Source organism: Paenibacillus sp. FSL P4-0184 (genome assembly GCF_038004625.1).
In the GTDB taxonomy this organism is placed as follows: domain Bacteria; phylum Bacillota; class Bacilli; order Paenibacillales; family Paenibacillaceae; genus Paenibacillus_AQ.
Map to the genome: position 1 here is coordinate 94,323 of NZ_JBBORN010000002.1, position 20,331 is coordinate 114,653.

Annotated in this window: 16 protein-coding genes; 15 read left to right on the top strand and 1 reads right to left on the bottom strand. The window is 42.4% G+C overall.

The features are described from left to right. Positions 1-78: 78 nt before the first annotated feature. The 10 genes from MKY52_RS22140 (at position 79) to MKY52_RS22185 (ending at position 11,474) form a co-directional block, all read left to right on the top strand. Positions 79-1,641 carry an extracellular solute-binding protein gene (locus MKY52_RS22140; RefSeq protein ID WP_042186645.1) on the top strand — a complete coding sequence of 521 codons (1,563 nt, stop codon included), beginning with the start codon at positions 79-81 and terminating at the stop codon, positions 1,639-1,641. A 104-nt stretch (positions 1,642-1,745) separates the two neighbouring features. Continuing rightward, positions 1,746-2,714: an ABC transporter permease gene (locus tag MKY52_RS22145; protein ID WP_042186647.1), complete on the top strand. Its 969-nt coding sequence runs from the start codon at positions 1,746-1,748 to the stop codon at positions 2,712-2,714. Positions 2,715-2,735: 21 nt separating this feature from the next. Then, positions 2,736-3,611: a carbohydrate ABC transporter permease gene (locus tag MKY52_RS22150; protein ID WP_042186649.1), complete on the top strand. Its 876-nt coding sequence runs from the start codon at positions 2,736-2,738 to the stop codon at positions 3,609-3,611. A 41-nt stretch (positions 3,612-3,652) separates the two neighbouring features. Beyond that, the gene (locus tag MKY52_RS22155) at positions 3,653-4,756 is read left to right on the top strand and encodes a glycoside hydrolase family 88/105 protein (RefSeq protein ID WP_341053545.1); all 1,104 of its coding nucleotides are present in this window, start codon (positions 3,653-3,655) and stop codon (positions 4,754-4,756) included. A 110-nt stretch (positions 4,757-4,866) separates the two neighbouring features. Continuing rightward, on the top strand, positions 4,867-5,988 hold the full coding sequence (locus tag MKY52_RS22160) for a glycoside hydrolase family 88/105 protein (protein ID WP_341053548.1): 1,122 nt from the start codon (positions 4,867-4,869) through the stop codon (positions 5,986-5,988). 22 nt (positions 5,989-6,010) lie between these two features. Beyond that, complete coding sequence (locus tag MKY52_RS22165; RefSeq protein WP_341053551.1) at positions 6,011-7,372, top strand: glycoside hydrolase family 28 protein; 1,362 nt, start codon at positions 6,011-6,013, stop codon at positions 7,370-7,372. Positions 7,373-7,383: 11 nt separating this feature from the next. Beyond that, the gene (locus tag MKY52_RS22170; protein ID WP_341053553.1) at positions 7,384-8,274 is read left to right on the top strand and encodes a dienelactone hydrolase family protein; all 891 of its coding nucleotides are present in this window, start codon (positions 7,384-7,386) and stop codon (positions 8,272-8,274) included. 27 nt (positions 8,275-8,301) lie between these two features. After that, complete coding sequence (locus MKY52_RS22175) at positions 8,302-9,258, top strand: pectinesterase family protein (protein WP_341053555.1); 957 nt, start codon at positions 8,302-8,304, stop codon at positions 9,256-9,258. A gap of 386 nt (positions 9,259-9,644) precedes the next feature. Beyond that, positions 9,645-11,150 carry an alpha/beta hydrolase family protein gene (locus tag MKY52_RS22180; RefSeq protein ID WP_341053557.1) on the top strand — a complete coding sequence of 502 codons (1,506 nt, stop codon included), beginning with the start codon at positions 9,645-9,647 and terminating at the stop codon, positions 11,148-11,150. A 90-nt stretch (positions 11,151-11,240) separates the two neighbouring features. After that, positions 11,241-11,474: a hypothetical protein gene (locus tag MKY52_RS22185; protein WP_341053559.1), complete on the top strand. Its 234-nt coding sequence runs from the start codon at positions 11,241-11,243 to the stop codon at positions 11,472-11,474. Between the two features lie 102 nt (positions 11,475-11,576). Here the strand turns inward: MKY52_RS22185 and MKY52_RS22190 are convergent, their stop codons facing one another. Next, positions 11,577-12,470: an AraC family transcriptional regulator gene (locus MKY52_RS22190; protein ID WP_341053562.1), complete on the bottom strand. Its 894-nt coding sequence runs from the start codon at positions 12,468-12,470 to the stop codon at positions 11,577-11,579. A 196-nt stretch (positions 12,471-12,666) separates the two neighbouring features. Here MKY52_RS22190 and MKY52_RS22195 point away from each other — a divergent pair, with 196 nt between their 5' ends. From MKY52_RS22195 to MKY52_RS22215, 5 genes are all read left to right on the top strand, one after another. Next, complete coding sequence (locus MKY52_RS22195) at positions 12,667-13,518, top strand: aldo/keto reductase (RefSeq protein WP_341053564.1); 852 nt, start codon at positions 12,667-12,669, stop codon at positions 13,516-13,518. Positions 13,519-13,610: 92 nt separating this feature from the next. Beyond that, positions 13,611-15,590 (top strand): ATP-dependent DNA helicase, encoded by a 1,980-nt coding sequence (locus tag MKY52_RS22200; RefSeq protein ID WP_076283257.1) that lies wholly within the window; start codon positions 13,611-13,613, stop codon positions 15,588-15,590. A 581-nt stretch (positions 15,591-16,171) separates the two neighbouring features. Continuing rightward, a complete protein-coding gene (locus MKY52_RS22205) occupies positions 16,172-17,215 on the top strand; it encodes a YeiH family protein (RefSeq protein ID WP_042186676.1) in 1,044 nt (347 codons plus the stop codon). A gap of 113 nt (positions 17,216-17,328) precedes the next feature. Further along, positions 17,329-18,141 (top strand): MerR family transcriptional regulator, encoded by an 813-nt coding sequence (locus MKY52_RS22210; RefSeq protein WP_341053566.1) that lies wholly within the window; start codon positions 17,329-17,331, stop codon positions 18,139-18,141. A 203-nt stretch (positions 18,142-18,344) separates the two neighbouring features. Beyond that, positions 18,345-20,282 (top strand): FAD-binding protein, encoded by a 1,938-nt coding sequence (locus MKY52_RS22215; RefSeq protein WP_341053569.1) that lies wholly within the window; start codon positions 18,345-18,347, stop codon positions 20,280-20,282. Positions 20,283-20,331 lie beyond the last annotated feature (49 nt).

Below are 20,331 nucleotides of genomic sequence, written 5' to 3' on the forward strand. Positions count from 1 at the left end.
AAATGATTGTTTTCGTAACCTTGCCGACGATGTAACGTGGAACTCGTAACCAATACAAATTATGGAGGTCAAAATGGTATGAAGAAGAAATCCTTCACCATGTTGTTGACGGCACTGTTAGCGTTCAGCACATTGTTAGCTGGATGTGGTGGTAACAACAACAATCAAGCAAGTTCTGAAACTGCAAGTGGTGAGAGCACTGCTAAGCCGGTTGAGACAGAAGCACCTAAAGAAGAAGTGAAAGCAGGACCAACAGAAATTAAGATTATGCTTCCATTAAATATTCCAGAGACCCCGCCTGATACGATTAAGCTTGAACTTGAAAAATTGACCAACACGAAGCTGACCTATCAATTTTTCCCGGCTGATACTTATGAAGAAAAACTTAATTCATCTTTTGCAACCGGCTCACTGCCGCAAGTGACGTACTTGAAGAATCAGACAACCTTCATTCAGATGAAAGAAGCGATAAAAGACGGACAATTCTGGGAAATAGGTCCGCTATTAAGCGAGTTTCCTAATTTGAGTAAATTGAAACCAGAAATTCTGAATAATACGAAAGTGGACGGCAAGCTGTACACCTTATATATCGGCCGCCCTCTAGCACGTCAAGGTATCATTTACAGAAAAGACTGGGCAGATAAATTAGGACTTGCTGCACCAGCAAATGTAGATGAATTATTCGAAATGGCTAAGGCCTTCACGGAACAAGATCCAGACGGTAATGGACAGAAAGATACTACAGGTATTATTGACCGTAATGAGTTGACCTATGGAGCTTTCAAAACTGTCTCTTCTTGGTTCGGAACACCGAACACCTGGGGAGAGAAGGATGGAAAATTAGCACCTGAATTTACATTCGATGAATATTTCGACACGATGGACTTCTTCAAAAAAGCTCGTGATGGCGGATACATTAATCAAGATTTCGCTGCTACCAGTAAAACAGATGCTGTAAATATGTTTAAGGCTGGAAAGGGTGGACTCTATATTGGGGGCTCCATGCAAGATATTGATTCCCTCAATAAAGATACTATTAAGAATAACCCTGATGCTGTTTTGGATGCGCATAGTATGGTTGCAAGTCCAGATGGAAAGTATGCTCAATGGATGATTCCAGGCTATAACAATGTTGTCTTGTTCCCAAAATCTGCTGTGAAGGATGAGGCAGAACTCAAGAAGATTCTTGCTTTCTTTGATCAAATGATGACCCCAGAAGTAGCTAATTTGATGTATTGGGGAATCGAGGGTACTCACTATACCGTTGAAGACGGTAAAGCAAAAGCTACAGATGACAAAGAATTGATTGAACGTGAAGTAAAAGGATATAAGGACAGCGTTATCGGCGAAGCTGAAACCAATGGAATGTACGAGAACTATAACACGCTGCCAGGAAGAATTCATGCGGATCAATTGGTTCTTGAGAATGTCAAGGTGGGGGTACCAGATCCAACAGCTGCGATGGATTCGGCTACGTACACAGAAAAAGGTGTTGAGCTTCAACAGATTATTACCGATGCAACTTATAAATATATCTATGGACAGATCGACAAAGCAGGGTTCGAAAAAGAAGTTGAGAACTGGAAGAACCGTGGCGGAGCTAAGATTATTGATGAGTACAACGCATTGTATAAGAAATAAAACCTAGCTGAAAAGGTTGTTGATTTTGTTTCAACAACCTTTTCTCTTCATAGTCACATGGAGAAATAAAGAGTTTGAATAAAGAAGGAGAAAGGAAGAGAATCATGCAGGAACTCACCGCACAGCCCAGTCCAGCTCCACAAATAAAGCGTGAGACTTACAAGAGCAGCAGTGAACTTAAAAAGCGTCTGTGGAGAAATAAATGGCTCTACGTCATGCTAACACCGGGAGTGCTATATTTTATTATTTTTAAATATTTTCCTATGTACGGACTAATTATCGCCTTTCAAGATTACAAACCTTATCAAGGAATAACAGGCAGTAACTGGGTAGGAATGAAGCATTTCAGCAGGTTGTTCACAGAGCCGGATTTCTTAAATATTTTAGTGAACACACTTGTGCTTTTCGGATTAAACATTCTTATCTATTTCCCAATGCCGATTATTCTTGCCCTGATGTTGAATGAACTTCAAGGCAGCTTTTTCAAAAGAACCTTTCAGACGATCTTCTATTTGCCCCATTTTCTGTCGTTGGTTATCATCGTCTCCATTTCTTTTGTAATGGTTACGATGGATGGAGGAATTATCAACGAGCTACTTTCCTATTTCGGATTTGAAAAAATTAATTTCCTGCTGAATCCTGGATGGTTCAGGCCCATGTATATTATTCAGGTGATTTGGAGAGAAGCAGGCTGGGGAACGATTATTTATTTAGCTTCCATAGCTGCCATTGATCCAGGGCTTTACGAAGCATCACGTATGGATGGTGCTGGACGACTCAGACAAGTCTGGCATATTACACTTCCAGCGATTAGAGGCGTAATTATCACATTATTTATTCTGAAAATTGGTTCCGTTCTGGATCTTGGATTTGAACATGTGTTTCTGCTGCTTAACTCCATGAATCGAGAAGTTGCGGAAATTATCGATACGTATGTATATACTGCTGGTCTGAGACAGGGGCAGTTTAGTTACAGTACAGCCATTGGATTCTTCAAATCAATTGTCGGCTTGATCATGGTTATGTTGGTGAATAAAGCATCTAAGAAAATGGGAGAAGAAGGCGTTTATTGATATGTTGTGGGAGGAATAGAAATGGTAGAAGATAAAACAATCAGTGGCAGAATTTTTTCTGCTATAAACTTCACGCTGCTTGCGATCATTGCTTTAATAACTGTGCTCCCCCTTGTTCACGTTGTAGCAGGCTCTTTCACAACGAGTGCAGAACTAGCTTCTAGTAAGTTTGTACTGATCCCAAAGGTATGGAGTCTGGAAGCATACAAGTTCATCTTTTCAACGAATACAATATTTAAAGCCATGGGTGTTTCCATTGGTGTTACGGCAGTCGGTACTTTCCTCAGTTTGTTTATAACTTCTTTGATGGCCTACGCTCTTACCAGAAGAGATCTGGATGGACGTAAAGTGGTTAACTTTATGGTTGTGTTCACGATGCTCTTTCATGGTGGAATGATCCCAACCTTCCTCGTGGTAAAGGAATTGGGACTAATAGACAGTTATGCAGCGCTTATTCTTCCTTCAGCAATTAGTGCGTTTAACATGATCATTTTGAGGAATTTTTTCCAAAATATACCTGAAGGTTTGGAGGAGTCGGCCAAAATTGATGGTTGCAACGACTTCGGAATATTATTTCGAATTGTATTGCCATTATCCTTACCTGCGTTAGCGACTATCGGATTGTTCTATGCGGTTACGTATTGGAATACTTACATGAATGCGATTCTGTATTTGGATGATAGTTCGAAGTGGCCAATACAGGTTCTGCTCAGACAAATTGTTGTCCTTGCCAGCGGTATGGATCACAGCTCTACACTGGATACAACTGTTCCACCGCCAGACCAAACCATTAAAATGGCTGTTATCGTTGTTGCTACTTTACCAATAGTTTGTGTATATCCATTCATACAGAAGCATTTTGCCAAAGGTGCCATGTTAGGTTCTATGAAGGGCTAATAAGAGGAAGAGAGAGATTATTCTTTGGAAGGAGCTTGGAGATGACTGGCAGGATACCAACAACACCAATGGATTGGGCAAAAAAGGCATGCGATTCTTTAATGGATACTTACAGAGCGGGAGAGCTTCCTCCAGCACATCGTTGGCATTACCATCAAGGTGTATTTCTGTGTGGTATGGAGCTTTTGTGGAATGCTTATCAAGAAGACCGCTATATTAACTATATTCAGGAATACGTGGATGATTTGGTAGATGAATATGGTAACTTTTATTTCGCCCGCGATGAGCTGGATGCTGTTCAAGCTGGACAACTGCTGTTTATTCTTCATAAACGGACAGGTAAACTCAAGTATCACATTGCTGCGGAGAAGCTGAGGAATTTATTGCTTACGTTAAACAAAACCTCTGAAGGTGGGTATTGGCATAAGGATAAATATGCTAACCAAATGTGGTTAGATGGGCTTTATATGGCAGGCGTATTCTCGTTAAAATATGCTAATGTCTATGGCGATCCTAGCTTGCGTGATACAGTTCTCCATCAAGAGATGTTAATGCGTAAGTATATGAAAGATGAGACAACCGGGTTATTGTATCATGCTTGGGACGAGAGCCGCCGGATGCCATGGTCAAACCCGGAGACAGGGTGCTCACCGGAATTCTGGAGCAGATCGCTGGGCTGGTATGGTCTCGCATTGTCGCAATTTCTTGATCTGTTGGCCGTCCAAGACCCAGCCCGAGCTGAATTATCTTCTACTTTACGTGATTTTGTTGATGCCCTTATTCGTTATCAAGATCCGGTAAGTGGACTTTGGTATCAGGTCGTAGATAAGGGGCATGAGCCGGATAATTGGCTGGAGGCCTCAGGTTCATGTTTATTCGTCTACACGATTGCCAAAGCAGTGAAGCATGGCATTGTAAGCGATGTGGAAGTCGCTACAGCCGCGGCTAGAAAAGGGTATGAAGGGTTAATCCAAATCATTCAGTGGGATGAGCAGGATAGGTTGATTTTGCCGGACATCTGTATCGGTACTTCGGCTGGGGATTACGAGAGTTACGTCACTAAACCTAAAGTTAAAAATGATTTACATGGCGTAGGCGCGTTGGTGATGGCTTGCGTTGAGATGGAGAGCTTAATCCAAGGGTGATTCGATTGAATTCTTACTAGACAATGACTTGATTCTCTGGGACTGAGAATCAAGTCCTATTATTTTGTGGGAAAGTTATTCTTAAATTTAATGATAATCAGGGGGTTGGGATGAAGAGATCTCATTGGGCAATCCGCACAGCAGACTCAATCATGGCGAGGACACCAAAGCTCTATGAAGATAAAGGCTACAACGGAAGCTGGACGTATGACTATGGTGTCGTATTGAATGGATTTGAATGGCTTTGGAAGCAAACTGGTGATGCGAAGTATCTGCAATTCATTCAAGATCAGATGGATAACTTTATTCAGGAGGATGGCAGCGTTAAGGGTTATCGCCTAGATGAATACAATATCGATCACATTAACAACGGGAAATTATTATTTACGCTATATAAAAAAACCAAGCAGGAAAAATATAAACAAGCGGCTACCTTATTTAGAAAGCAGCTAGAGACACATCCGCGAACCTCAGAAGGTGCTTTTTGGCATAAAAATATTTATCCCTATCAAATCTGGTTAGATGGTCTTTATATGGGCGCGCCTTTCTATTTAGCCTACTTGCTAGCTTTTGAAGATGGGCAAGGGCTTGAAGATGTTACAAAACAATTTATCTTGTGTGAGAAGCATACGAAGGATTCGGAAACAGGTCTGCTATATCATGCATGGGATGAACAGCGTCTTCAACCTTGGTGTGACCGCAAGACAGGATGCTCTCCAAACTTTTGGGCGCGTTCACTTGGCTGGTATCTTATGGCTTTAGTAGATGTTCTAGAGTTATTGCCGAGTGAGCATTCCGATTATTCAGAGCTGGTGCGTATCCTAAACGATACTTTATCAGCTGTAAAGAAATATCAGGATCCTGAATCTGGCGTCTGGTATCAAGTAGTGAATCTGGGGCAACGCAAAGGGAATTACTTAGAGGCTTCCGCTTCTAGCATGATTGTGTATGCTATGGCAAAAGGTATTCGATTAGGCGTATTAGAGGCTAGTTGGTACGAACCGTTAGATCTCGCCTTCCAAGGACTTATCTCAGAGTTTGTTCTTGAGACCAAAGAAGGATGGGTCAATTTAAATAAGAATTGCCAAGTAGCAGGGTTAGGTGGAGCAGATCAACGCGACGGCACGTTCGCTTATTACATTAGTGAGCCTATTGTTACTAACGACCAAAAGGGTGTCGGTGCTTTCTTGCAAGCCTGTGTGGAGTACGAACAATTAAGAGGCTGGATCTGATATAGAATAGGAGTGCTATAAAATGTCCGTATATAATATTGAGGATTTTGGGGCGCTTAAGAATAGCGGGATGTTAGCGACAGAGGCGATTGCGCATGCGATTGAAGCGGCAAGTGAGGCTGGTGGAGGAACCGTTTATGTGCCAGCAGGTACTTTCTATACGGGTGCGATTGTTATGAAAAGCAATATTGAATTAAATTTAAATCCAGGAGCGATTCTTTCATTCAGTACGAATTCGGTGAATTATCCTGCGGTGGAATGCAGATGGGAAGGGGTGAAGCAGCAGGTTCATACGCCTTGTATTCATGGCAAAGGTTTAGTCAATATATCGATCACCGGAAATGGAACTATTAATGGTAATGGCAAAGCATGGTGGGATGTATTTCGGAACCGCCCTGAAGAGCTCAAGTACCCCCGTCCGACTTTGATTGGATTTGATAGCTGTCAGCGGGTAACGATTAAGGATGTCTCGCTAGTGAATTCTCCAAGCTGGACCGTTAATCCTGTGGGCTGCTACAATGTGACGATTGATAATCTGTCCATTAATAACCCGGCTGATTCTCCGAATACAGATGGTATTAATCCAGAATCTTGTACGAATGTTCGGATTAGTAACTGTAATATTGATGTAGGTGATGACTGCATTGCTATCAAAGCGGGAACTGAAGATACGAAAGAGCGCATTCCATGCGAGAATATTACGATCACCAATTGTACCATGGTTCATGGACATGGGGGAGTTGTACTCGGAAGTGAAATGAGCGGAGATATTCGTAATGTAACCATTAGTAACTGTGTATTCAAACAAACCGATCGTGGCATACGAATGAAATCAAGACGTGGACGAGGAGGGACGATTGAAGATATTCGGATCAGTAATATTGTAATGGAAGACGTCATTTGTCCGTTCACACTAAATCTATACTATTTCTGTGGACCTCGCGGGAAAGAGAAGTATGTGTGGGACAAAAACCCTTATCCGATTACAGATGAAACGCCATGCTTTAGACGAATTCATTTCGCCAATATTACCGCACGTAATGTACATGCATCTGCGGGATTCTTATATGGACTTGCAGAGCAGTATGTATCGGAGATTACTTTTACAAATATTGATATCTCCATGGCACGTAATGCAATTCCCGGGCATCCGGATATGATGACAGGGATCGAGAACATGAACAATCGCGGATTTTTTCTGGGCAATGCAAGGGATGTGCAATTTCATCAGGTGAGCATCGAGAATCATGAAGGGCCTGCTTTTTATATTGAAAATGGCGAAGCGATAGAGATCATGAATTGTCATTCGAAGAACACGAGCAAGCCTGAAAAACTAGTAGAACAAGTTACAGTTTCGCCCACAGAACAGAATGTGTGTCCGTAAGGGAGGGAACCATGGAGCGTGATAAACTGAAGGAACTGTTGGGCGATCTTCCGTCGGATAAGCCGATTGCCGTAACTGTGATGAACCAAGAGGAGCGGGACGGATATAGTCTGGAATCTCTTTTACTGGATCTTAATGGAATTGAACAGGTGCCGGCTTATGTGGCAATCCCTTTGGATAAGGAAGGACCGTTTCCACTAGTTGTCTTTAATCATTCTCATGGAGGGAATTACGCGAATGGACGTAACGAGTTTGTTCAGAGTAGTTCCTATTTGCAACAGCCCTCTTTTGCTAAAGTCTTAACAGAGATGGGTTACGCTGCTTGCTGTATCGATATGTGGGGATTTAATGAGCGTGGTGGCAGAACAGAGAGTGAGTTAGTGAAGGAAATGCTGTGGCAGGGGCAGGTCATGTGGGGCATGATGCTATATGACAATATTCGTATGCTAGATTACATGTGCCAACGTGAGGTTATTGATACGTCACGAATCGCAACAATCGGTATGTCCATGGGTGGTTTGATGGCATGGTGGCTGGCTGCATTAGACGAACGAGTCGGGGTGATTGTCGATATTTGTGGTCAAGTAGATGCACATACCCTAATTGCTGTAAGAGGACTAGATCACCATGGTTACTATTCTTATGTGCCCGGGTTATTGAAGCATTTCACAACGCTCGATATTCAAAAGCGGATCGTTCCCCGCCCGCGAATGAGCCTAGTAGGCAGAAATGATCGGCTATGTCCCACTGAAGGAGTAGCACTCTTGGATAGGGGGCTGTCCGAAGCTTATCAAACGGCAGGGAAATCAGAACATTGGCAACCTGTCATTTCTAGTGGTGGGCATATGGAGACCTTGGAAATGCGGACTCTATGGCAGCAATTTTTGGCGAAGCATCTCTAAAATCCATAGAAGGGAACTGAACCAACGATGCTAGTAGTAGGCAAAGAATCCTTTTGTGACTATCACACGATTCAAGAGGCGATAGATTCGCTAGAGTGCGAGCCATCGGGCCAAGCAGATACGCTTTATATTTTGTCAGGCATCTATAATGAGACAGTTAGGATTTATCGCTCTTATTTAACGATTATAGGGATTGGCCTCGTGGAAATAACCATGAATCATTATGCCAAAGAGCGTGATGAAGCGGGTAAAGAAATCAATACGTTTGCTACACCAACGTTATTTCTGGGAGGTACCGACCTGGTCTTAGAGAACCTGGTGATTTCTAATAGTGCTGGGCAGGGAGAACATATTGGTCAGGCGGTAGCCGTTTATGCGCATTGTGACCGAACTGTGTTCAGACATTGTACCTTTAAAGGGCATCAAGACACGTTGTTCACAGGGCCTTTGCCACCTACTCCACGAGAGCGAGGAGCATTCGGAGGCGTTCCGCTGAGAGAACATCATGCCCAGTATCATCAGTTGTATCAGCATTGCTATATAGAAGGAACGATTGATTTTATTTTTGGCGGTGCAACGGCTTATTTTGATCAATGTGAAATCCGCAGTTTACGTCATTATGAAAACAATACAGGGTATATAACAGCTGCCTCCACACCCGAGAGACAGTCACATGGTTTTATTTATAAAAATTGCTTCTTAACAGCCGACCCTGATATTGCTCCAGTGTTTTTAGGACGTCCTTGGCGTGAGTACGCTAAGACTGCATTTGTGGGTTGTCAGATGGGTTCGCATATTCATCCTTTGGGCTGGGACAACTGGAATAACTCAGCCAATGAGCAAACTGTAAGATATCAGGAGTTTGGCGTGAAGGATGCTGCTAATGTGCGAAAGCAACGTGTTCCCTGGGTGGATTGCTTTAAGGATGGGGAAGAAGCGCTGGATAAAGAGTTTGTTTTTGCTGGGACGGACTTTTGGAAGTAATACTGTAATTTTTGACTAGTCTATAAAAAAGAGGCAGTCTTGGACGAGTGAAACAAAGTCCTAGGCTGCCGTTTTTTAATGAATGAGCTCTTTATCATTTATTCTTTTGTTTTCTTTCAATATATCTCCAAAAGTAATAGATCAACCAAAATACCATAGGAACTATTTAAGTGTTAATGCCCTCGTATAAATTTGTCAATATCCCTTGGGCATGACATGCGGCAGATGGGGCATTTCTTTCCCCTACATAACAGTATATTACACTGCGCCATCGTCACGAAACCTTACAAAAGTGTTAGGTGATTGTCATCTAGATCAATCGCATCAACCTAGCAGCTCCTCTATACTAATCCATTAATAGGATTATTTTTAAGGGGGAGTTGGTCATGAGGTTTTTTGAAATGCTGCTATTCTTTTCAAGTGTTAGTTTTTTGGCACTCCTGTTCATTTTAAATCAACGTATTCGAAGATCTGCTTTGCTCCTGACAAGCGGAGCAGGCTCCATTTTTTTAGTCATACATTTGCTTGTCGAAGGATACAGGGTTCAGCTTGTATTTTTATACGGATTTACGATCCTGATGCTTATGCTTTCGCTTATAGACGTTTTCATAAAGCCGAAATTCGCTCGGACTGCCTCGCGAATTCGTAGGGTGCTGGGCCGCCTTTTTATCGTGATTGGGCTAATCGTAACGGGGTGCTTCCTATATGTGTTTCCTGTATTCGACTTTCCGGCGCCAACCGGCGAGTTGCAGGTAGGCACGAAAATCTTTCATTTCATAGACCAAAACCGTGAGGAAACATTTAGCAAAACCGCGACAGGCAAGAGAGAATTGATGGTTCAGGTATGGTATCCGGCTCAAGATGGCACCGGCAAGTACGCTCCCTTTATTCCAGATACCCAGATTTTACGTTATATGGCTACGAACTATGGCCTTCCCGGGTTTACTTTACAACACCTAAAGTACGTATCCAGTCATGCTTATTCGGGGGCTGAAGTCTCTTCTGCACAGACTTCATACCCACTGATCCTTGCGAATCCCGGCTTCGGCTCTTCCAGGTTCCTCCACACGGCGCAAGCTGAATATCTCGCGAGTCACGGATATATCGTGGCAGTGATTGACCACACCTACAATACATTTGCAACTAAGTTTCCAGACGGTCGAATCACGACCAGCACAACTAACGATTTATTCTCGCCTGACCATGATTACCAGACGGAAAGAGGTAATCGCGACAAGTTGGGTAAAGTTTTAACCCACGATGTGGCGTTTGTGCTGGACCAATTCGAGCTCATCCAATCGGGGAAGATTCCAAGTCATCTAAAAGGGAGAATTGATCTCGGTAATGTCGGTGTATTCGGTCATTCCATCGGCGGAGCGACGGCCTATGACGCCTCTTACGATCCGCGAATCGCGGTTGGAATAGACTTTGATGGAGGGCTTTATCGTTTGCGTGAAAGAGAGGGTCTGCGTAAGCCGTTTTTGTTCATCAACTCGGAAAGCGAATTTGAAAAATTAAAAATGGTGATGGATAACCGGGTATACACGGATTCAGAGCTTAACCGTATGGGCTCAACAAGAGAGTGGGAGGATAAAGTAACGGAAGATAAAAAGTTGGAGCTTGAACGGATGCGCCAAACAGTCGACGAAGGGGGACAGGTCCTCTATATTGAAAATACGGAGCATTTGAATTTTACCGACGTACAGTTCATTACTCCGATATTCAAAATACTGGGCATTACCGGAAAGATTGCTCCCGAAAGAGCAAACTCCGTTATTAATGCCTATATGCTTGATTTCTTCGATATGTATCTGAAAAATCAAGGCGGAATCTTAATGAAAGGACCGAATAGCGGCTTTCCGGAGGTGAAGTCCGTAACCTCACTATTATAAATTACGTAACAGGCTACCGATTTTGATAAGCTCCTCTTCAAGTAGACAAGGGTTTAATTAATAACCGTTACTTGAAGGGGAGTTTTTATTTTGTCTAAGAAGAATGATGTTCCCATTCGCTTTAAGCAGTGTTCTGTTAATCCTAATTTGCATGAAGATCCGACTCACAGACTCGTCAAGCTTGTTGCTATTGAACGGAGGGGTATGAAACAAATTAGAGTCTTTGGACCGCAGAATTTCAGAGTCGCAACGACGGAAGTTCCGCTATTGGCACCCGACGAGGTATTGATCGACCTGAAAGCTTGCGGCATCTGGCTGTCGTGATGACCGGCTGCCTACTAGTCTTACTAAGTTATCGTTTCTTACAGTTAGCTATGCTCGCCCTTATTTGGGTAACTATTTAAGATTAGGTTTTATCTAAACGTGTTATGCCTTCAGACGCTTTACATCCTGTTTAGGCGGAAAACCAAACATGCGGGAATACTCACGGCTAAATTGCGAAGGACTTTCATAGCCTACTCGAAATGCCACATCGGTGGCATCTGCTGACTCGATTAGTAATAACCGGCGGGCTTCCTGAAGTCTCAGATGTTTTTGGAACTGAATAGGGCTCATTGCAGTAACTTCCTTAAAGTACCGATGAAACGAAGAAACACTCATATTCGCTATTTCGGCAAGCTCCTCAATCTTAAAAGAACTAGCATAGTTATTCATGATATGTTCAATAACATCTTTGATTAGATGAGTTGAGCTTCCTTCCATTACAATATGCTCCAATGCAATCCCATTCTGCCCATGTAGCACCCGGTAAAGAATCTCTTTTGTAAATAATGGAGCTAACACTGGAATGTCTTTAGGCTGATCTAACAAACGAGCCAACCTGAGGACGGCGTCCATTAAAGAAGACTCCATCTGGCTAACAAACATAGCTCGCTTAGGATTGTCTTTAGCGTAAACTCGAACTTCAGATTCCTGTAAAACCTCTAAAATTTGACTTGGTGTAAATTCAAGCTTGAACCCTAAGTATGGAACATCGGAAGTGGCTTCGGTGACTTGGGCGGTAACTGGCAGGTGAACGGATGCAATGAGGTAATCGGAGGGGGTGTATCTAAAACGCTCCTGTGCCAGCCAAACCTCCTTTGCCCCTTGAACCACCAAACATAAGGAAGGTTTGTAAACTCCATGCCTTGGTATGGACGCATTCGAGTCACGCATGAAAAATAAAGAGGGAATAGCCGTTTGGTGAACACCATCTTTTTCTGTGAAATGGTCAATGATTTTTACGAGTTCATTCTGCTGTTTAGTGATTATTTCAGGCATTTGATCCTCTCATTTCCTTATCTCTATATAGTCTGATTATAGTCTATATTCTCCCTTACATAAGTGTTAGTGAGAGGATTAGGCAAACATTTGGCAAGAATGGGATAACGGTCGCTTTGTCATCAGGTACATAATAAGGATATGCAAACAGAAAGAGGATTTACACTTAATCATTGAAAACTTGGAGGGTAATATTATGCAAAAAGTAGTTTTGAACAATAATGTTGAAATGCCTATACTCGGTTTTGGTGTTTATCAGATTCAAGATGCAAATGAATGTGAGCAAAGCGTTTATGACGCTATTATGGCAGGTTATCGCCTGATTGATACTGCCGCCTCTTATCTAAATGAAGAAGCAGTTGGCAGGGCGATTAAACGGAGTGGCGTGGCAAGAGAGGAATTATTTATCACTACAAAGCTTTGGGTTCAAGATACGGGTTATGAGCGCACAAAGAAAGCATTTCAACAATCACTGAACCGATTAAAGCTTGATTATTTGGACTTGTATTTAATTCATCAGCCATTTGGCGATGTGTTTGGCTCATGGCGAGCTATGGAGGAATTATATCGTGAGGGCAAGATCCGTGCTATCGGCGTTAGTAATTTTCATGAGGATCGTTTGATTGATTTAATTCTTCATAATGAAGTAGTCCCAGCTGTAAATCAGGTTGAAACGCATCCTTTCAACCAGCAAATCGAAAATGCGGAATTTATGACTGAAAATAATGTTCAAATCGAGTCATGGGCACCTTTTGCTGAAGGGAAAAATAATTTGTTCCAGAATGAGTTACTGGTATCCATAGCTGAAAAGTATAATGAATCCGTGGCTCAGGTGATTTTACGGTGGCTCACACAAAGAGAAATCGTTGTGATTCCGAAGTCAGTTCGTAAAGAAAGAATTATCGAAAACTTCAATATCTTTGATTTTGAATTAAGCCAAGAGGATATGGCATCCATTGCTACGTTAGATACGAATCAGAGTTTGTTCTTTTCACATCGGGATCCTGAAATGGTGAAATGGATTGGTACTCGTAAACTCGATATCTAACATATTTTCGAATGAACTACTTTGTAATTACTCCAATCTTATGAGATAATAGAGTTTTTCCGTTGATTCTATTTTTCATGGCATAACGTGATATGCCTGATCAAATATTGGAGGTAGGCTTGTTGGCGACACAGTATCCTTTTGAATACGATCGGACCAGACCTTTTATGGAGCAAGTAGGGGAATGGGTCGGCGATGTATTCTATGAAATTCTTCCTGAGGCAGGATTTGAAGTTCGTGATGAACAGATTTACATGGCGTTTCAGGTGGAGCGAGCTTTTGCTGAGAAGAAGACGATTTTTGCTGAGGCAGGGGTCGGTACGGGTAAGACTTTAGTGTATTTGTTATATAGCATTTGTTATGCGCGGTATATGGGTAAACCTGCGATTATCGCTTGTGCGGACGAGTCCTTGATTGAGCAGTTGGTGAAGCCAGAGGGTGATATTGCCAAGCTTGCGAAGCATCTGAATATGAATATTGATGCCAGACTAGCGAAATCTCCAGATAAATATATGTGTCTGAAAAAGCTGGATCATGCTCGCAACAATGATGATGGGAGCTTGCCGCTGGAGAGTTTATATGGTACTTTACCTGATTTTGTACATTCTCATGCACCAATGCAGCAGTTCCATGCCTACGGCGACCGTAGGGATTATCCAGATCTGAATGATGAACAATGGAATAAGATCAACTGGGATACGTTTCAGGATTGTTTTACTTGTGATATGCGTCATCGCTGTGGACAAACGTTGTCCCGTGATCATTACCGGAAATCAAGCGACCTGATCATTTGTTCCCACGATTATTACATGGAGCATGTCTGGACTTATGAAGCGCGTAAACGAGAGGGTCAAATTCCTCTGCTTCCAGAGCATTGTGCGGTTGTGTTTGACGAAGGGCATTTGTTAGAATCTGCGGCCATGAAGGCGTTAGGCTATAAAATGAAGCATGTTGTCTTTGAAGAACTAATCTCTCGTCTGCTACAGAATGAGATTCGTGAAACGCTTGCTGTTCTTATAGATGAAGCGATTATGCAAAGTGAGCAAATGTTTAAACACATTCGTCGTCAATGCCGCACCATTCCTGGATCGGATCGAAAAAGCATTGAGCTAAATGCATCGCTAATCCGTGAGGTGCATCGCATGCGTAGTGTAATTGCCGCTATTGAGGAAGAATTAGTATTCGAAAGTGGACTGTACACGATTGATGAATATCAATTGCGGATTGTGGAAGAACGTTTGGAGACCATAGAGATCGCATTGAGGTTGTTTGAGGATTCAGGTGCATTAATCTGCTGGGCGACAGAAGATAGCGATGGCTTAACGCTGTCGGTCATGCCGCGTAATGTTAAGGAAGTACTTCAAGACAGCTTATTCACGCAAAAAATGCCAATCGTATTCTCTTCGGCTACATTATCCGTGGACAAATCATTTCAATACTTGAAGGATAGTCTTGGAATACACGACTTCCTGTCTTTCTCTGTAGACTCACCTTATGATTATGAGCACCAGATGAATATCTATGTACCTGAGCTTCAGAGCGGTGATTTTGCTGAGAAAATGAAGATCTCCCTGAAGCTTATCCAGCAGACAGAAGGAAGAGCCCTGTTGTTATTCCGTACGCGAGAAGAACTTCTGCAGTTCAAGCAGCTCAGCTCGCAGAGAGCTGAATCCAGCAAGTATTCTTTCCTCTATGAAGGGGATCAGGAGATCAGCTATCTGATCTCAGCTTTTCAGCGGGATGAGCATAGTGTTCTTTGTGCGGTGACGCTGTGGGAAGGATTAGATATACCAGGACCTTCACTATCTAATGTGATCATTTGGTCGCTACCTTATCCTCCGCTTGACCCTGTATTTATGGCAAAACGTGCGGAGACTTCCAATCCTTTTGAAGATGTGGATTTACCTTACATGCTGCTAAGACTTAAACAAGGAATGGGACGTCTGATCAGAACGGGTACGGACCAAGGAATTGTGACGGTACTTGCGGAAGCTGAAGGACAACATCCCGTTCACGAGTATATAACTTCTGTACTCCCGAAGGGAACTAAGCTCCAGAAGCTTGAAGTGTAAATTTAAAAAAAATTAATATAGGAACACAATTGCTCTTTTGGAGAGGTGGATGCTTCGGCATTCTCCTTCTCGAAGGAGTTTTTTTGTGTGAATGTGAGGAAATAAAGTAGCTAATTGAGATGACGGGTAGAGGATAAACCTGCAAAAATACATCTTTAATTGATATAAGCAATCGCTAACCGACTTATTCATGCGGATCTGCAGTAATACTTGCGTCAGAATTCATTTTCAAGTGATAAGCGGGGGGATTGCTGTATTTTTGCAGTATTTACCGATGTGAAAGAGGATATCAGAACATTTGATGTACTTTAGCAGGAATTCACTAATTCGGTCATGGATTGGATAAGTGTATACCGGATCATTGTCAGTCGCAGATGGGGAGAGCGAATAACATTTAATAATGAAATGGCGCTCATGTACATAAATGAGTTTTTGCATGGATTCAAGCATAAGGAATACTAATCTTACGGATAGTATATTGGTATTTAACTTTCGAGCCATGGCGTATTATTGTTGATTCATGGGGGAAGGGAAATACATACCTCCGTCATCTAGAGATTCATACAAGGGGTGTACACGACATGGGGGATTCACAGGGATTATACCAATCGAACAATAAGAAACAAGTTGGTTTTGCACTTGGCATTGGGTTAACCTTAATCATTGCATTAGTCGCAAAATATTTAGCAGGCTTTCCATTTCTCTCTATTATGGGCCAATTGGTCATTGCCATCTTAATCGGAATTATTTGGCGGGCAACCGTTGGAGTGCCGGGTACGATCACCCATGGCACTGATTTTTCCAGCAAAAAGCTGCTACGTCTAGGGATTATCCTGCTCGGTATGCGGTTGAATTTAATGGATATTGTTGCTGCAGGTCCACGGGTATTTCTACTGGCTGTGATTGTGATCGTATTTACGATCTCTGTTGTATACGGACTTGCCCGACTGTTCAAAGTTGATAAGCGACTCAGTATTTTAACAGCCTGCGGAACAGCGATCTGCGGTGCGGCAGCGGTGGTGGCGATTGCTCCACAAATCAAAGCCAAAGACGACGAAACTGCGATTGGTGCAGCGATAGTTGCAATTTTAGGTACAATATTCACGTTGCTATACACTTTTTTGTATCCTTTACTAGGCTTATCGAATCTAGGCTATGGGGTTTTCTCTGGAGCTACCTTACATGAAATTGCTCACGTCATCGCAGCAGCAGATGCAGGTGGGAGCGCAGCAGTAGATATGGCGGTTATCGTTAAATTGACTCGGGTGGCCTTACTCGTTCCTGTCGCTATCTTAATTGGGGTTTGGACCAATCGTGCAGAAAGAAAAGTGCAAGGTGGACAGTCTAAAGCCTCATGGAAAAGCATTCCTATTCCTTGGTTTATTCTAGGCTTCTTACTTGTCAGTGGTGTGAATTCATTAGGGATCGTATCTGCATCAGTGGCAAATGGAATTGTAACGATAGCTTATATGCTAATCGCTATGGCGATGGCTGGACTTGGTTTAAACGTTGACTTGGCGGCATTTAGACGACTGGGGATGAAGTCTTTTGCAGCAGGGCTTATAGGTTCGGTCTTGTTGTCCTTAGTTGGATTTACATTAGTTCACTGGTTTGGTCTGGCGTGATCTTTTGCATACATTAGAATCGTAAGAAATGAACTACTTCATATCTAAAAATGGTCCTTCTGTGTATCATTTCATGTGGCTGGGTATGCATGATATGGATGGAGGGACATCAGTTGAAATATTGCATAGGGGAATTTGCTTCCATTCTCGGTGTGACTGCGGATACGCTGAGGTTATACGAGAAACATGATATTGTTAGACCCACTAAAGATAACAGCAATAATTACAGATATTTTAATGATTTAGATGCAAGAGATTTGCTTATGAGTAGATGGTACAGAAGTATGGGAATTCCATTACCGGAAGTGGCAAACCTCATGAAGGAGTCTTCTTTAGAGCAAGTTATGGGTAGGATGCAAGAAACAGCGTTGAATTTAGAAGAAGAGATCAAGCAGAAGACGATGCTGCTTAATAAGATGAATGAAATTCATAAAGAACTCAGGGGATTAGAGTCCTCTTTATATACGTGTAAACTTAAACAACTGCCAGGTATGTACAGACTAAAGCAAACGGATAAGAATGCATTAATAAAAAATGATATGGTTAAAAGCTTGGTCAACACTTGGATGGATTTACTTCCTTATGCATTTTATTCTTTTAGAATTGAAGATACAGATAACTTTGTCAGCGAAAACAATAATTTTGATTACAGCTGGGGCCTTACCTTACTAGAGGAAGAAACGCAAAAATTCGAAATGGATAGCGAAGAATATGCAGAGTATATTAGCCCAAGTCATTGTATCTCAGCTACCATATTATGTCCGGATGAAAAATATACCACGAAGAACTCTTTGCAGTTCATGATCGACTATATCGAGGCTAATCATTATGCCATAGCGGGAGATGTGGTCGGGAAATTATTGCTTACTGAGAAAATTGAAGGCCAGAATAGATCTTATTTGGAAGTGAATATCCCAATCCAATAGCTTCTCTTATTAAACATCTGCTCTTTGAGCGGGTGTTTTTTTCTAGTTGGACAAAAAGTATACATTGACCTTGGTGCAGCACCAAGGTTTACACTTCGGTATATAGCCTGTCGGATTACGTTGTTGATTAACAATTAACTTTGTGAAAATTATCACGTTATTGGTTTCAGGTTATAAGATATTAGACACTGGGGGAGAACAGAATGCGTAACAGAAATTTCGTCAAGAAAATGCTCATGTTATCTTTTTGTATGGTGCTGATCGTTTCCATGCTGAGCGGATGTACGGGAAATGGGGAGTCGGCTAATTCGTCGTCATCGTCCTTTAAAGCGGGTACGTTCATTGGGGAAGCGGAAGGTAAAGAGGGAATTATTAAGGTAGAAGTAACTATGGATGAGCCCGATAAAATTAAAGATATTAAGATTGTAAGCCAGTCGGAAACAGGGGGCCTAGGCGATAGCGCACTTGAAAAAATGAAAGAACAAATTCTAGAAGGACAAACCTTGGCAGTTGATGCTGTTAGTGGTGCCAGTCTTTCCAGTGAAGCCATGCTTGCCGCTGTAGAGGATGCCGTAACCAAAGGTGGAGGTAATCTAGAAGTCCTCAAAGCTGGAGGTGTCAAAAAAGCCGGTGAAGGGAAAACAGAAAAACTGGAAACCGATGTTGTTGTAGTGGGCGCTGGAGCATCCGGTGTATCTGCAGCGGTTACAGCAGCTGATAAAGGTGCGAAGGTTATTATTATAGAAAAAACTGGTGTCATCGGGGGAGCAAGTAATCTGTCTTGGGCAGGTAAGTTCTACAACTCCTCTGCTGCTACTAGTAATAATCTAAAAGTAAATGTGGAAAAAGAAATTGCGGATTGGATTGTCAACAATCACTGGAGAGTGGATGCAGCAGCGATTAGACAATATGTTACTAAATCCGGTGAAACTTACGATTGGTTAGCCGAAAAAGGATATAAAACTAGCTTCCTGAACTTCTTCGGTGAACAACTACATGTGCTGCCGGCTTATGAAACCCGTGAAGAGACCCTTCGGAAAATGTTGTCCGAATCGGTTGAACAACATGGCGGACAAGTGATCACAGAAACGACTGCCAAGAAGCTGATTACGAATGAAGCTGGAGAAGTTACGGGAGTAGTCGCTGAGAAAGCAGACGGTACAACGCTAGAAATCTCAGCGAAGAGTGTCATAATGGCAACGGGTGGTTATGCTGCAAATAAAGAGATGGTTAAAGAGGCTTTTGGTTTCGAAGGGGTTAACGGTGGATTAGGACAAAACGTAGGGGAAGGTCTCGAAATGGCATGGGAAGCTGGAGCTAAGGTACCGGACAACTTCGGTGGACAAATGCTTCACCAAACATTAGCTAGAGCAACACAAGGTCTAAAAGCACAATATGAGCCTTTTGAAGCAAGTTATCCACTAATGTTGACTTATCTTCCGAATTTCATGAATGTAGGTACTTCTGGCGCAAGATTCAGAGATGAAGCAGCGACTCTAACTTCGGTTGCAGCAGCGAACACAAGTGCATTTAATGGACCCTATCATATGGTTATTGTCTCGAAATCCCAATTGGATGCACTTCAGACCAAAGGAATGAACGGTGTTCATGCACCAAGTCTTCCAGGAATGCCACCGGAATTCTATGCTGAATTTGCGGTTCAATTTACACTTGAGAACCCTTGGGCAAATGTCGGGAAAGTATTTGATTCGATGGTGGAGAACGGAGATGGCTTCAAAGGAAATACGATTGAAGAATTAGCTACGAATGCAGGAATGGATGTTGACGTGTTTGTAGAAAATTACAATAGTTATAAAGAAGCGACAAAAACTGGTGTTGACTCTGAATTTGGTAAAGCTGCTGAGTATTTAGAACCTATGGGTGAGGAAGGTCCATTTTATGCAATCATTGCTGAAATCAATAACTTGGGTTCTGTTGGGGGCTTGCTAGTAAATACAAAGTTCCAAGTTCTGAATGATAAACGGACGCCAGTGAAAGGATTGTTTGCTGTGGGTCTTGAATCTGAAGGCGTGTTGTTTAACGATACTTATGTTGGAAACGGCGTTGGTATTGGGTACTCCTTTACCTCAGGTCGTCTTGGCGGGGAGAGCGCGGCAAACAGTGCTTTGAAAGCTAATTAACGACAATTTCCCGGAAAATAATTGAAGATTTTTAAAGACGCAGGGTGGA

What these genes read in the sequence shown, in the direction of transcription:
- MKY52_RS22145 (WP_042186647.1), top strand. Translation starts at nt 1,746, where the DNA reads ATGCAGGAACTCACCGCACAGCCCAGTCCAGCTCCACAAATAAAGCGT.
- MKY52_RS22170 (WP_341053553.1), top strand. Translation starts at nt 7,384, where the DNA reads ATGGAGCGTGATAAACTGAAGGAACTGTTGGGCGATCTTCCGTCGGAT.
- MKY52_RS22195 (WP_341053564.1), top strand. Translation starts at nt 12,667, where the DNA reads ATGCAAAAAGTAGTTTTGAACAATAATGTTGAAATGCCTATACTCGGT.
- MKY52_RS22215 (WP_341053569.1), top strand. Translation starts at nt 18,345, where the DNA reads ATGCGTAACAGAAATTTCGTCAAGAAAATGCTCATGTTATCTTTTTGT.
- MKY52_RS22140 (WP_042186645.1), top strand. Translation starts at nt 79, where the DNA reads ATGAAGAAGAAATCCTTCACCATGTTGTTGACGGCACTGTTAGCGTTC.
- MKY52_RS22205 (WP_042186676.1), top strand. Translation starts at nt 16,172, where the DNA reads ATGGGGGATTCACAGGGATTATACCAATCGAACAATAAGAAACAAGTT.
- MKY52_RS22165 (WP_341053551.1), top strand. Translation starts at nt 6,011, where the DNA reads ATGTCCGTATATAATATTGAGGATTTTGGGGCGCTTAAGAATAGCGGG.
- MKY52_RS22155 (WP_341053545.1), top strand. Translation starts at nt 3,653, where the DNA reads ATGACTGGCAGGATACCAACAACACCAATGGATTGGGCAAAAAAGGCA.
- MKY52_RS22190 (WP_341053562.1), bottom strand. Translation starts at nt 12,470, where the DNA reads ATGCCTGAAATAATCACTAAACAGCAGAATGAACTCGTAAAAATCATT.
- MKY52_RS22180 (WP_341053557.1), top strand. Translation starts at nt 9,645, where the DNA reads ATGAGGTTTTTTGAAATGCTGCTATTCTTTTCAAGTGTTAGTTTTTTG.
- MKY52_RS22160 (WP_341053548.1), top strand. Translation starts at nt 4,867, where the DNA reads ATGAAGAGATCTCATTGGGCAATCCGCACAGCAGACTCAATCATGGCG.
- MKY52_RS22175 (WP_341053555.1), top strand. Translation starts at nt 8,302, where the DNA reads ATGCTAGTAGTAGGCAAAGAATCCTTTTGTGACTATCACACGATTCAA.
- MKY52_RS22150 (WP_042186649.1), top strand. Translation starts at nt 2,736, where the DNA reads ATGGTAGAAGATAAAACAATCAGTGGCAGAATTTTTTCTGCTATAAAC.
- MKY52_RS22200 (WP_076283257.1), top strand. Translation starts at nt 13,611, where the DNA reads ATGCCTGATCAAATATTGGAGGTAGGCTTGTTGGCGACACAGTATCCT.